The sequence below is a fragment of the Nevskiales bacterium genome (assembly GCA_035574475.1).
Taxonomy (GTDB): domain Bacteria; phylum Pseudomonadota; class Gammaproteobacteria; order Nevskiales; family DATLYR01; genus DATLYR01.
This window is the reverse complement of record DATLYR010000115.1, coordinates 1-12,714: the sequence shown is the minus strand read 5'-3', so window position 1 is coordinate 12,714 and position 12,714 is coordinate 1. Positions and strand designations below refer to the sequence as shown.

Annotated in this window: 7 protein-coding genes; 2 read left to right on the top strand and 5 right to left on the bottom strand. The window is 69.6% G+C overall.

Features of this window, described 5'->3' with window-relative positions; all coding sequences use genetic code 11:
• The 3 genes from VNJ47_06835 to VNJ47_06825 all read right to left on the bottom strand — a co-directional run.
• A partial coding sequence (locus VNJ47_06835; protein HXG28544.1) for a PKD domain-containing protein occupies window positions 1–8,106 on the bottom strand: 8,106 nt, incomplete at its 3' end.
• Between the two features lie 230 nt (window positions 8,107–8,336).
• Window positions 8,337–9,122: a M90 family metallopeptidase gene (locus VNJ47_06830; protein ID HXG28543.1), complete on the bottom strand. Its 786-nt coding sequence runs from the start codon at window positions 9,120–9,122 to the stop codon at window positions 8,337–8,339.
• The gene (locus tag VNJ47_06825; protein ID HXG28542.1) at window positions 9,119–9,784 is read right to left on the bottom strand and encodes a class I SAM-dependent methyltransferase; all 666 of its coding nucleotides are present in this window, start codon (window positions 9,782–9,784) and stop codon (window positions 9,119–9,121) included. Before VNJ47_06825 ends, VNJ47_06830 begins: the two co-directional genes overlap by 4 nt.
• 228 nt (window positions 9,785–10,012) lie before the next feature.
• Between VNJ47_06825 and VNJ47_06820 the strand changes: the two genes are divergently transcribed.
• Entirely contained in the window at window positions 10,013–10,717 is a 705-nt protein-coding gene (locus VNJ47_06820; GenBank protein HXG28541.1) for a ParA family protein, read from the top strand.
• A gap of 20 nt (window positions 10,718–10,737) precedes the next feature.
• Window positions 10,738–11,346, top strand: a complete 609-nt coding sequence (locus VNJ47_06815) for a hypothetical protein (protein ID HXG28540.1) — start codon at window positions 10,738–10,740, stop codon at window positions 11,344–11,346.
• Between the two features lie 50 nt (window positions 11,347–11,396).
• Here VNJ47_06815 and VNJ47_06810 read toward each other — a convergent pair whose 3' ends face one another.
• Both VNJ47_06810 and VNJ47_06805 read right to left on the bottom strand, forming a co-directional pair.
• The gene (locus VNJ47_06810) at window positions 11,397–11,888 is read right to left on the bottom strand and encodes a Dps family protein (GenBank protein ID HXG28539.1); all 492 of its coding nucleotides are present in this window, start codon (window positions 11,886–11,888) and stop codon (window positions 11,397–11,399) included.
• 128 nt (window positions 11,889–12,016) lie between these two features.
• A partial coding sequence (locus VNJ47_06805) for an NAD-dependent epimerase/dehydratase family protein (protein HXG28538.1) occupies window positions 12,017–12,714 on the bottom strand: 698 nt, incomplete at its 5' end.

The window sequence follows — 12,714 nt, the reverse complement described above, 5'->3', positions numbered from 1 at the left end:
GCCCGCCGCGACCGCGTACAGCGGCAGCTTGAGGTCGGCGGCAACGTTGACCGCCGGGATGGACGCATCGCGCGAAGCCGAAACCAGGTATTGCGGGTGGTGACCGAAGACCAGCAGCGCCAGCTGGTCGCCCTGCGCTAGGCGCTCGCCGACGCCGGCCAGCTCGATGCGATGCGGTTTCGGTATCAGTCCACGCACCGGTGTGAGCTGGTCGTCGATCAGGGTCCAGTCCTCCGCACCCGGCTTCTTCAGGCCGAGGCCGAGGTAAACGATGCTGTCGCAGCCGCTGCGCAGCGTCGGCACCTGCGAGGGCGCCGCCGCGCACAGGGCATCGTTCACACCCGCCGGCGTGCGGACCGTGACCTCTGCCTGCGCAATGCCGGCAAGGATCAGGCCGTTGGCGTCGCTGACCGTGAGCAGCGGCGCCACCGAGGGCGTCAGCTGGCCGGCGTTGTACAGCGTCTGCGCCAGCAGGCCCTGCGGCACGTTCGACACCCCTGCATTGCGCAGGTAATAGGTTGCGGTGCCGTCCCGCTCTTCATCCGCCAGCGTGGCTTCGTACTGCGGCGCGCGCGGCGCCAGCAGGTTCTCCTCCGGCACGAAGATGGCGTCGTTGTCGGACAGCGACAGGCACAGCCGGTTGCCGTCGGTCACATCCAGCGGCGCGGCGTTGGCGCCGCGCAGCTTTTCGTTGAACCAGGCCAGCGTGGCCGCGCCGCGATTGAGCGTGCCGCAGTTGTTGCTGCCGCCCGGCGCCTGCACGTCCAGCGGCGTGCCCGGCGGCAGCGGCGCGCCGGTCAGGCCGCCGAGGTTGAGGATGTGGCCGCTCTGGTGCGTGAGCAGGCGCACGTCGCCGCCGCGCACGCGCGCGCACTGGTAGTTCCACCAGGCCTCGTTGAAGTTGAACAGGTTGTCGCGGAAGCCCTGCGAGAGCAGCACATCCACCGGCGGCTGGCCCGTGCGCCTGTTGCCGCCGGGCGTATCGCCCAGCAGCGTGCCGAGCATGGTGTTGGGATCGAGCGGCGCCCATTCCTGCAGCGGGTAAGGCATCGTCGGCTGGTCGTTGAGGTCGCACCAGTAGCTCGGGCTGTGGTAGCGGAACCACTCGAGCGCCTCGCGCGGGAACTCGCCGGTGGCGACCGCGCGCGCCAGCACCTCGACGATGTACGGGTCGAGCCCGCGCCGCGTCGGATCCTCGCCGTTCTCCAGGCCTGGCCGGTAGGAGCCGGCCTCGCCGCCCACGGTCAGCAGGAGGCCAAAGGCGCTCTTGAGCGTGTCGCCCGGGTTCAGGCTGTAGCGCAGGTCGTGCCAGGTGATGTCCGGTGCCAGCGCGTCGAGGCGGTTCTTGGGATCGACGTTGTGCAGCAGGAACTGGAAGCCGCCGCCGTAGCTGCCGCCGATCGCACCGACCAGCAGGTTGCCGTCGCGATAGGCCAGATAGTCGAGGTTGTCCTCGGCCCAGTCGAGGATGCGGACCAGGTCCCTGCCCTCGTGGTCCGGGTCCATCACGCGCACCGTGCCGGAGCTGTCGCCGAAGCCGCGCTGGTCGATGCTGATGACCGCGTAGCCGGCCTCGCGGTAGTTGTCGAAGCCGCTCTGCGAGCGCGAGCCGCCGAAGCCGTGGCCCTGCAGAATCAGCGGGTGCTTGCCCGTGCAGTCGAAGGTCTTGGGCTCGAGCACCTGGAAGCTGATGGTCTCGCCGCTCTCCGAGGGGATCGTCACTTGGTAGCTGCGGTTGCCGCCGAGGTTCTCCTGGTCCGTGCAGGAGGCGTGCTCGACGTCGCCGCCGGGCGGCGGCGTATCTGCGCCCTGCCGGATGACCTGTGCCAGGCCATCCGTCACGGCGCAGGCCGGCGCCAGCGGGCCGGCGTTGGCGCGGCAGCCGTCGGCGAGCGTCTCGGTCACGCCGTCCACAGGCAGCAGCAGGCCGGCCAGCACCGGCCCGATCACCGGGAGCGTGTCCACCGTGATGCACTGGCCGCCGATGCCAGGGATGGCGTCGGGCGCGCAGAGCTTCACCACGCGCTCGGCGCCGGGTTCTTCCGGCAGCGTGGTCGGCGCGGCCGGCGGCACCGCCGGGCAGTCGGCGCCGTCGAACTGCACCGGCAGGATGTCGATCAGCTGGCCGCCGGTGCGCAGGAAGTGCGCCATGTGGCAGCGGCCGAATCGGGTCTTCTGCGAGGCGTCGTGGTTGTCCGGACCGGTGCGTGGCGGCGTGTTGGTGATCGGTGGGATGTGGGCATAGTCGCCGGCCATGTTGGTGTCCCACACGATCAGCGCGCTGCCTGCGGTCTGTTGCGGATCGCCGTAGTCGAGCGGCTCGAGCCCCAGATACGGCGCCACGTCCGGATGCCGGCGGCCATTGACGCCGAGGTACTGCGGGCCCAGCGTCTCGACGCGCAGCGTCTGGCGGTTGTCGAAGGGCACGCCCATGGTGCGCGCCATGACATCGGCGCTCCACATGGTGACCTGCGGGTCGCCGAACTGCGGGTCGAGCTTGACCGCGTTGGCGGGGCCGCCGAAGGCGCTGTTGTCGATCAGGTGCGCGGCATAGCCGTTGTTCTCCGAGCGATCCCACAGCATCTGGATCAGGGAGAACAAGAGCTGCCGGTCGAGCGGGTCGGTGTACGAGTTGTACAGCAGCCCGGCGTACTCGTCGAAGTTCTTGCTGCGCGTCAGCAGCGTCGAGTAGTTCATGCCCAGCGAGCCGAGCACGCCGCGATTGACGTCCTTGGAGGCCGCCAGCACCACGCCGCCGAAGATGCCGCCCTGCGAGTTGCCGTTGTAGAAAATCTCGCGGCGGTCGAACACCGGCCGGCCGCTGTCCGGATCCTGGAACTCCGGCCGCGACGCGAAGCCCTGCGGATGCTGCATGGCGCGCGCCAGGAACAGGAAGTTCAGCATGCCCTGCTGCGAGGCATCCGGAATGACCGGGAAGTTGGACAGGTCCACCAGCGCGGAGAGCACGTTGGCGGCGTCGCCGGTGCGGAAGCCGAACCAGTCCACGGCGCAGAACATGTAGTTGTGCTCGCGCGCGACGTCCGGCGTGCCCTCGTAGGTGATGGCGACGCCGCGGTCGAGCTGGCCGTGGCCGTAGAGGCTGGCGCGCGCCGGGTTGTCCGGCGTGGCCTGGGCCGGGATCTGGCACAGGAAGCGCGTGGTCAGCGTGCCGTTGCGGTCCGGCAGACCGTCGCCATAGCGCAGGCCGGTGGGGTCGAGCGGATTGTTCGCGTCCGGCGCCGGCGTGCCGTCGGCCGGGTTGTAGAACAGCCGGTTCGGCAGCGCCAGACCCTGGGCGATGTCCACCGCGTCACGCAGATCGCGGCAGCCGCTGGAGAACTCGCCCTGCGGCGCGCTGGCACAGAACTGGTTGACCGCGCGCGATATGTTCGGGTCGTCCAGCGGCGAGGGCGCGATGGGGGCGAGATAATTGGGCACCTCGATCGTGCCCTCGATGCGGCGGGCGATGCCGTTCTGTGGATTCTCGATGACACCGGTGATTTCGATCTTGGGCGCCGCGCAGGTGGCGAGGTTGGCCGCAGTCAGCTGCGTGCAGTCCTCGTCGTCCGGGTCGGCCGAGAGTGTGCGGAAGGCGTCGTCGCGCATGTGCCGCAGGCGGCCGATCTGGTTCTGGGTCGAGGCGACGGTGAAATCCCAGGCCAGGTACAGCGACTCGTCCAGCGGAATGCCCGCCGCCTCCAGCACCGGGAACACTTTGTCTTCCAGCTGTTCACAGCGCTGCTGCACCGGCGGCAGTGCGGAGTCGCCGCGCAGGCAGGCCTGGAAACCCGGCTGGGCCGGGATGGGCTGGCCGGCGGCATTCTTGAGCTTGCGCAGCACCACCACATAGCGCTTGCCTTCGCTGAAGTTCTTGGCCGGGCGGATCAAGAGCGCGGCGCGGCCGTCGTTCAGCGGCCGCTGGATATGACCCTTGTCGTCGGTGACGCCCTCGACCGGGAAGGTGCCCACGTTCGGTACCGCCGCCACGGTCAGCTGGTTGGCGTTCTGGTCGAGCTCGCTCCAGACCAGGTGCCGCTTGGGCGCCTCGTCCTCGGATACCTCGAGCACCAGGATCGGAGCGTCCGGATCCTGCGACAGGCCGATGTTGGCCAGCCCGATCTGGTGCGAGGGCAGGCCGAAGGTCTGCTCCAGCGACAGGCCGGGCACGAAGGTCGTGATCAGCGCGCCGGGCGAGAAGCCGTCGTTGCGGTTCCATTCGCTCGGGTCCACCGGCTTGCCGGCGCTGTTGCGCGGCATCGCCAGGACATTGAGGTTGACGCGCCGGCCGGTGCCCTGCGGCCGGTCCTGGATGCTGCCGGGCGCGGCCGGCACGGTGAACCAGTCGTTCGGGAAGGGATACAGGCAGTTGGCGGTGTCGAGGATGTCGCAGCCGCGGGTCTGGGCATCGAGCGCGGCGAACAGCAGCGCCGGGTCGCCGTCCGCGCCGCCACCCGGCGGGTTCGCGCCGCCGATGACGTCGGCCACGGTGTCGAACGCGCCACAGATCTCGTCTGGTCCGCCGAACTCGCGGCAGCCGTCAGCGACAGCCTCCAAGCCATCGCGGATCGGGCCGGTGACGGCGCCCAGGCCGCCCAGCACCTGCGCGAGGCGGTCCTGGAGCACGCCGACAATGCAGGCGCGGTAATCCAGCGCCACCTGGCAGTCGGCCAGCCATGGCGGCAGGTATTGCTCGGGCGCGGCATCGAACAGCGGGTTGTAGCCCTGCACGCGCAGCAGCGGCGCGGTCAGGGGGCCGAGCGAGACGAACTCCTCGTAGCCTGTGAAGGGCAGTACGAAGCCGGCCTCGCCCGACGGATCCACATAGCTGAACTCCTCCTCGGGAATGATGTAACCGAAGGAGTTGTGAGTCAGGCCCAGCAGCATGGTGTGGCGCTTGGGCCGCGCGACAGTGGCCGGATCCTCGTTCGCGAGGCGGCGGATGTACTGCCCGAAGGTATTGGTGGCCTCGCCCGGGATGGTGACGATCTCCAGGCGGTTCTTGCCGGCATCGCTGGCGTCGGGCGTACCGATGCTGACGCGGCTGAGCAGCGTGCGCGCGACTGGCGTCGGCTGCGGCAGCTGGTTCTGCACGTCCTCGAACTGGGCGATGACCTCGGGCGGGATCTGGTCCAGGCCCGGGATGCTCTGGAACGGCAGCTGGCTGAACTGGTAGTAGCCGTTGAACACGCCGCCCAGGCCGATGGCCAGGAATAGCGGGTTGGTGATGGGGAGCGTGACCTCGACGCTGCGCGTCTCCAGCACCGGGTCGAGCGGCGTGGCGTTGGCCTCGAGGATCGCGCGCGCGCTGGCGGCCAGCGCCGCGCCGCGCTTCTTGACCGAGCGATAGGGATTCGGGTCACCCGGCCCGCCGCTGGCCGAGGCGTCGGCGATCGGGCCGTTGTAGTACAGCGCCGTGCCGCCGAACACTTCTTCGAGGTCGTTCTCGGCGCCGAGCGGGTAGTCGGGGTGCGGCACGCGCACCACGCTGCCGTCGGCCAGCCGGTAGTCGCCGGTGCCGATCGCGGTCGGGTGCGCGGCGTATTGCAGGAGAGTGCCGAGCGTACCGCTGCCGTCGTCGGCGCGGGCTTGCAGCACGGTGATCGTGGTGTCGGCCTCGTGCAGCGACGCGTCCTTGCGGTAACGCGGGCGGCGGTAGTTGTTGTAGCGCTCGTCGTAACCGCGCGCCATGACCAGCTCGGCCGGCTTGCTGGCGCGGATCGCCTCGCGCACGGCCGCGGCCGCGCCCTGCACCAGCGCCTGGTCGATCCACTCGCGCGGCACGCCGCCCCACAGGCCCTGCAGGTCGGCGCCCGCGTGGGTGTGGGTCTGGCCGAACAGCACGTTCTCCCGCGCGATGCAGGCGCCCTCGGCGCAGCTGGCCTCGTGCACCGCCGCCTTGACCGCATCCTGGATCAGGTTGCCGGCGCCGACCGCGTCCAGCGTGACGAACGCGACGCGCTCGCCGTCGTCGGGTTCCTGCAGCACCAGCACGCGCACCCAGGTCTCGTCCTCGCAGGCTTCCGGCGTGATGTCGCCGGGCACGAGCTCCGGCGAGAAGCAGCGCGCCTTGGCCTGCGGGTTGGAAATCTGGTCGAGCTTCAGCTCCGGCGTGACGCCGCCATAGCTGGGCAGGAACTTGAACGGCCCGAAGCCGAAGCCGCCGAGGTGGAAGAACTGCTGGCGCGTGCCGCCGAGGTAGCTTTCGCGCTGACCGGCGATCTGCGCATCGCTCGGCGTCACGCTGCGCTTGGCTGCGCCGACCTGCAGCAGCGTGAGCGTATCGTCGTTGACGATCGTGCCGGTGGCCGCGATGTCGCCGGCCGCGGCGCCGGCGAGGTTCGACAGCGCCAGGCGGAAGCTCTCGTCGTTCTCTTGGAAGGTATCGCCGACGATAGTCACACCGACCGTCTTCTCGGTCTCGCCCGGTTCGAAGCGGAGCGTGCCGCTGGCGTGCCCGTAGTCCGCGGGCGACACGGCCGCCAGGCCCTCGGTGGCGGTGACGGCCTGGGTGGCGTAGTCCACCGTGACGGGCGCGGGCTGGGCCGCGCTCAGCCGGACGGTAAAGACCATCGGCGCCGTGCCGCTGTCGCCTTCGTCCTGGGCCACGTCGGCCACCGACAGCAGCGTGTTGTCCACCACTGTGACCTGCACCTCGTCACTGTCGCTGGCGCCGCCGTTGTCGGTGACGGTCAGGCGGAAGACGAGGCTGGTGTCGCCGGCCACCTGCGGTGCGGTGAATGCCGGCGTGGCGGTATCGGCGCCGGACAGCGTCACGGCCGGGCCGGACAGCTGCGTCCAGCTGTAGCTGGCGATCGTGCCGTCGGGGTCGCTGCTGGCGCTGCCGTCGAGTTCGACCGCGGCGCCCTCGGCCACGCTCCGGTCGGTGCCGGCGTCGGCCACGGGCGGGGTGTTGCCCGGCGGGATGTCGTTCACCGTCACCGTCACCGTGTCCGGCGCGGAGGCCAGGTTCTGCGTATCACGTACCACCAGCCGGAAACTCAGCGCGGTGGCTGCAGCCACCTGCGGGGCGGTGAACGTCGGCTTCGCGGCCGTGCTGTCGCTCAGCGTCACCGCCGGGCCGCCGGTCTGCGTCCACGCATAGCTCAGGTTGCTGCCGTCCTCGGGGTCGCGGCTGGCCGAGCCGTCGAGGGTGACGGTTTCGCCCTCGTTCACGGACTGGTCGATACCGGCATTGGCCGTGGGCGCCTGATTCTCGACGGCCTCTGCGCGCACGGTGACGCTTACCTCGTCCACCGCGGCGAGCGCGCCGGCGCCGCCGTCGTCGGTGACGCGCAGGCGGAACACCAGCACCGTGTCGCTGCCGACATCGGGCGCCGTGAAGGACGCGCTGGCGCTGCTGGCGCCGGCCAGCGTGACCGCAGGGCCGGCGGTCTGGGTCCACTCATAGGCGCTGATGCTGCCGTCCGGGTCGCTGCCGCTGCCGCTGAGCGTCACCGGCCTGTTCTCGTTGACGATCAGGTCCGGACCGGCGTTGGCGGTGGGCAGGCGGTTGGCGCGGCCGCCATTGGCGGCCATGTAGTCCAGCGTGCGCTGGAAGACTGCGCGCGCCGTGCTGCCATCCACCAGCGGCTGGCAGGTGTTGGCGGCGTCGAGGAAGGCAATGACGGCGGGGTCGCTGGCGAAGGCGGCCTCGCTCTGGTCGAAGTCGAGGCTGCGGTCTTCTCCCGCCGCGCGGGCAGCGGGACCGATCTGGATGCCGGTCGTGGCATCGCAGTCGCCATCCAGCGTCTGCAGCAGGCGCAGCAGGTTGGTGACCTTCCGATGGCTGGCATCGGCGCCCGGGACCAGGTCCAGTGGCGTGAGCACCGCTTTGCCGGCGGCGCTGCCGAGTTCGATGTCACCGATGCGGAAGCGGACGGTTTCGCCGCGCAGGAAACGAAACTCGCCCTGGCGGTTGGTCAGCCCGGCGCGGCTGGGGGTCACGAACTGCAAGCCTTCGACCGGGTGGTCGAGGAATACGCCCTGCTGCTCGGGGCGCGCCCGGCTACCCTCGCCATCGCTGTCACCGCCGCAGGCGGTCACCGCCAGGGCAGCGAGCACGACGAGGAAATGACGTGGCGTCTGCCAAGGCTGGGTGGGGCGCATCGGTCTCTCACTCCGCCGGACGGACCCGGCACTGGTCGAGGCCGATTCCCTGGCCTGCGGAATTTGGGTCGGATTCAGCGTTGTCGGATAAGCCTTACACGGCTATAGCGCATCTTATTCAGAGGGATTTGGCCCTCCAATAGTAGAAATTGAGGAAGCCTTTGATTGATCTACTGAATTTGTGCGACGCAGCATAGGGATGGCGCTGCCATTTGGTGCGGCGGTCGGCATCAGCCTGCGGCGGTGTCGATCTGGTAGTAATCCCGCAGCAGCGCGTAGAGTTCGGGATGGTGGGCACGCAGTTCGGCACCGCGCTGGAAATAGCTCTCGGTGGCCACCGCGAAGAACTCGCCCGGCCCTTCGGCGCCGTAATCGTCCAGCACCGGCGAGCCCTGCGCGCAGAGTTCGTCGAAGGCCGCGCGCATGACCTGGGACCAGCGGCGGTAATCGGCCAGCGGCGGCGCGCCCTCGGCGGCGTCCTCGTCGTCGAGCTGGTGCGCGAATTCGTGCGCCACCACGTTGGTCTCGTCGCCGGCCAGCGCCGCCTCCACGTCCGCCCAGGACAGTACCACGCGCGTGTCCGACCAGGACTCGCCGATCTGGAGTACAGGTTCGTCGTTCACCAGGCCCAGTTCATCCGGCTCCGGGTGGTGCACCCAGAAGGCCTCGGGATAGACGAGCACGGATTTCAGGCGCGGGAAGGGCCGGGCCCCGGGGCGCAGCACCAGCAGGCAGGCCAGGCCGGCGATCAGCACGCGCATCTCCCGGGTGACCGCCAGGCCATTGCAGCCGTGGAAGTCCTTCTCGGCCAGGAAGTGCTGCACCTGCGCATGCAGACGTTCGCGCTGCGCCGCATCGAGGCGGGCGTAATGCGGCAGCCGCGCGGCCAGCAGGGCACGCTGCGCCGCCGGCAGGGGTTGCAATCGGCGCTGCGCCCGCTGCCGGTGCTTACGCCAGCCGAGGATGCCGAAGCCGGCCAGCCCCAGCAGCAGCGTGCCGTACAGCAGCGCGCTCAACGCTCGCCCGCCATGACCGCGAAGCGCTGGCGCTTGTACCAGCAGTCGACGTTGCGGAACCCCGCCTCCTCCAGCCAGGTCAGCTGCTCGACCAGTGTCGAGGGCTGGTCGGCCTGCTGCCGCTCCAGCGCCGCCATGAGGTCGGCATCGCTGACCCCGAGTGCACGCGTTTCGGCGAGCCAGTCCTGCTGGTAGCGCTGTTCGAGCTCGGGCGTCGGGCCCAGCACCTGGTCGGCGTTCACGAACACACCGCCGGCTTCCAGCGCCACGCGCACGCGGCGAAACAGCGCGCGCTTGTCATAGGCGCCGAGGTGATGGATGGACAGCGCCGAGACGATGGCGTGGAAGGCGCCGGGCAGCGGCTCGCGCACGTAGTCTGCCTGCCGGTACACGAAGCGGTCATCGCCGCCGAAGCGCTCCGCGGCCTGCTCCAGCACCGGCGCGGACGCATCCAGCAGGGTGATCTGCGCATTGGGAAAGGCGGCGATCAGCCGGGCCGCCAGCAGGCCGGTGCCGGCGCCGAGGTCTAGGATGCGGATGTCGTCGGCGGGCTCGAAGGGCAGCAGCCGCGCGACCCAGCCGTAGAGTTCGTCCAGGCAGGGCACCAGCTGCAGGCGTGCGCGGTCGTAGCGGCGCGCGTCGCGGTCGAACAGGGCCGGCATGCGCTCCTCCTTGCACCGGGGCGTTCCCGGAAGTCGGCTCTACCTTAGGAGCCTCTGATCTATTCTGTCACCCCGGCGAAAGCCGGGGTCCAGGGCCTTGAAAGTCGCTGGATTCCGGCTTTCGCCGGAATGACGAAAGCATAAAGAGGCGCCCTTAATGCATCCGTCGCCGGAAGCTGCTAGAACTGAGCCGAACGCCGTGTCGGTGTCGCAGGCGCAGAGGGGCGCATGCGCAGGATCGTCGTCATCAACAGCAAGGGTGGCTGCGGCAAAACCACCGTGGCTACCAACCTCGCCAGCTACTACGCCGGGCGCGGCTTGCGCACGGCACTGTTCGACTACGACCCGCAGGGTTCGAGCCTGCGCTGGCTCAAGCAGCGCCCACGCTCCGAGCGCGGCGTATTCGGCGTCGCCGCCTGGTCGGCCGGCCAGGGCAGCGGCACACGCGCCTGGCAGCTGCGCGTGCCACCGGAAACCGAGCGCATCGTGGCCGACACGCCGGCTGCGCTCAACCTGCGCGAGTTCGGGCGGCTGCTGCCGGAGGCGGATGCGGTGCTGGTACCGGTCACGCCCTCGCCCATCGACATGTTCGCCACCGCGAATTTCATCCGCGACCTGCTGCTGGTCTCGCATATCCGCGTGCCGCGCGAGCGCATCGCCATCGTGCCCAACCGGGCCAAGGCGAATACTCTGTCGCTGAGCGGGCTGGAACGCTTTCTCGCCACGCTCAACATCACCGTGCTGGGCGCGCTGCGCGACACGCAGCGCTACGTGTATGCGGCCGAACAGGGGCTCGGCGTGCACGAACTCAAAGGCGCCCAGGACGAGCGCGATCTCGAAGCCTGGAGGCGCATCTTTGCCTGGCTCGAATCGGACTTGGCCGAGGCCCGTCCTGCCCCAAACGGGGCACGCGCGGGTACAATCGCGCCCTGAGCTTCAGCATCCGCCGCTGCATGATGTCCCGCCGCTGGTTCGCGTTTGGCCTGCTGTTCGTATCCCTGTCGGCCGCCGCCGACATCCGCCTGGTCGCGCGCGAGTATCTGAACGACCAGCCCACCGTCACCACCACGCACTGGTTCGGCGTGGACAAGAGCGCGCGCGACGACGGCCGCATCCGCACCGTGATGCGCTTCGACCTCGGCCGCATGTACGTGATCGACCGCCAGGCGCGCAGCTATCGCAGCCTCAAACTGCCCGAGGCGCCACCGTTGAAAGCCGTCGCGCTGCCGACCCCGGACACGGGCAGGATCGGCCAGTGGCGGGTACGGCGCTGGCGCGTGGCCGGACCGGCCGCGAACGGTTTCGACATCGAGCTGTGGGTCACCACCGACATCGAGCGCGGCGATGCTTTCGTGGAACTGATGCAGAAGCTAGCGCGCCAGCCCGGCGCCGAATGGCTGGCGGCCTATGCCGAGATCGATGGCTTTCCCGTGGCCCAGGAGATCCGCCTGACGCACAAGGGCATGACCCAGCGGCGGCGCAGCGAGATGGCCACCTACGCGGTGATGAATCCGCCGCCGGACACCTACCTGCCGCCGCGCGGCTACACCCGCGTGGAGTAGACCGGCTGGCCGAGACGAGGGCGCTGGCTTGTTGGGGCAGGCACGAAGCGCTATTCCAGCAGGCTGCGCAGCATCCAGGCGTTCTTCTCGTGCACCTGCATGCGCTGGGTGAGCAGGTCGGCGGTGGGCTCGTCGTGCGCCTCGTCGGCCAGCGGGAACACATCGCGGGCGGTGCGCACCACGGCCTCCTGGCCCTCGACCAGTTGCCGGATCATTTCCTTTGCGTCCGGCACGCCGGTCTCCTCCTCGATGGTCGAGAGTGCGGCGAACTGCCGGTATGAACCGGGCGCGGGGAAGCCCAGTGCGCGGATGCGCTCGGCCACCAGATCCACCGCCAGCGCCAGCTCGTTGTACTGCGCCTCGAACATCAGGTGTAGCGTGTTGAACATCGGGCCGGTGACGTTCCAGTGGAAGTTGTGGGTCTTGAGGTAGAGCGTGTATTCGTCGGCCAGCAGCCGCGCCAGCCCGTCGGCGATCGCCTTGCGCTGGGCCTTGGGGATGCCGATGTCGATCTTGGGAGCGTCTTTGTTTTTCTTGGCCATGGCGGTCTCCTTCACGCTTGCGTCGAATCCGGACTCAAGGTTACGCCAGCCGTCACGATAATTGAAATTGATTGTGACAATGTCGAGGATAGTCGAGGCGTATGCCTGCGACGTGACCAAGACTGCGGCTACAGGCAAGCGGGCAAACCCTCCGCCAGCGACGGATAGCGCGGCACCCAGCCCAGCGCACGCAGGCGTCGCGTGTCGAGGCGTTTGGACTCTTCCAGGAAGGAGAGCATTTCCGGCGTCAGCCGTGCCTGCGCCTCGGCGCGCGACACCGGCGGCGGGCGCGGCAGGCCGAGCAGGTCGGCGCAGCGGTTGAAATAGTCCGCCATCGTCGTCGGCTGACCGTCGGATACGTTGTAGGCGGCGCCCGGCGCGCCGCGCTCGGCCACGCACAGCGCAGCGGTCGCCAGGTCGTCGGCGTGGATGCGGTTGGTCCAGGGGCTGTCGTCCTCGCGCAGGACGGGCAGGCCTTTTTCCAGGCGCGCACGCGGCAGGCGGCCCGGGCCGTAGATGCCGGGCACGCGCAGAATCATCACCGGCACGTTCCGGCGCGCGCCCCAATCCAGCGCCAGCCGCTCGGCAGCCAGGCGCCGGCGGCCGCGCGCCGTGCCCGGCTTCAATGGCGCGGTTTCATCCACCCAGGCGCCGCCGCAGTCGCCGTACACGGCGCTGGTGCCGAGGTATACGAGGGCACGCGCATCTGGCAAAGCTGCCAGGAAACGTTCCAGTCGCGGATCGCCATCGCCCTGCTTCGGGGGCGGCACGAGGTAGAACACGCTGGCCTGCGCCAGCGGCGGCAGCACCGGTGCGGCCACATCGA

Excerpts from the sequence above, each read along its gene's own strand:
- VNJ47_06825 (HXG28542.1), bottom strand. The coding sequence starts at position 9,784 with ATGCCGGCCCTGTTCGACCGCGACGCGCGCCGCTACGACCGCGCACGC.
- VNJ47_06820 (HXG28541.1), top strand. The coding sequence starts at position 10,013 with ATGCGCAGGATCGTCGTCATCAACAGCAAGGGTGGCTGCGGCAAAACC.
- VNJ47_06815 (HXG28540.1), top strand. The coding sequence starts at position 10,738 with ATGATGTCCCGCCGCTGGTTCGCGTTTGGCCTGCTGTTCGTATCCCTG.
- VNJ47_06810 (HXG28539.1), bottom strand. The coding sequence starts at position 11,888 with ATGGCCAAGAAAAACAAAGACGCTCCCAAGATCGACATCGGCATCCCC.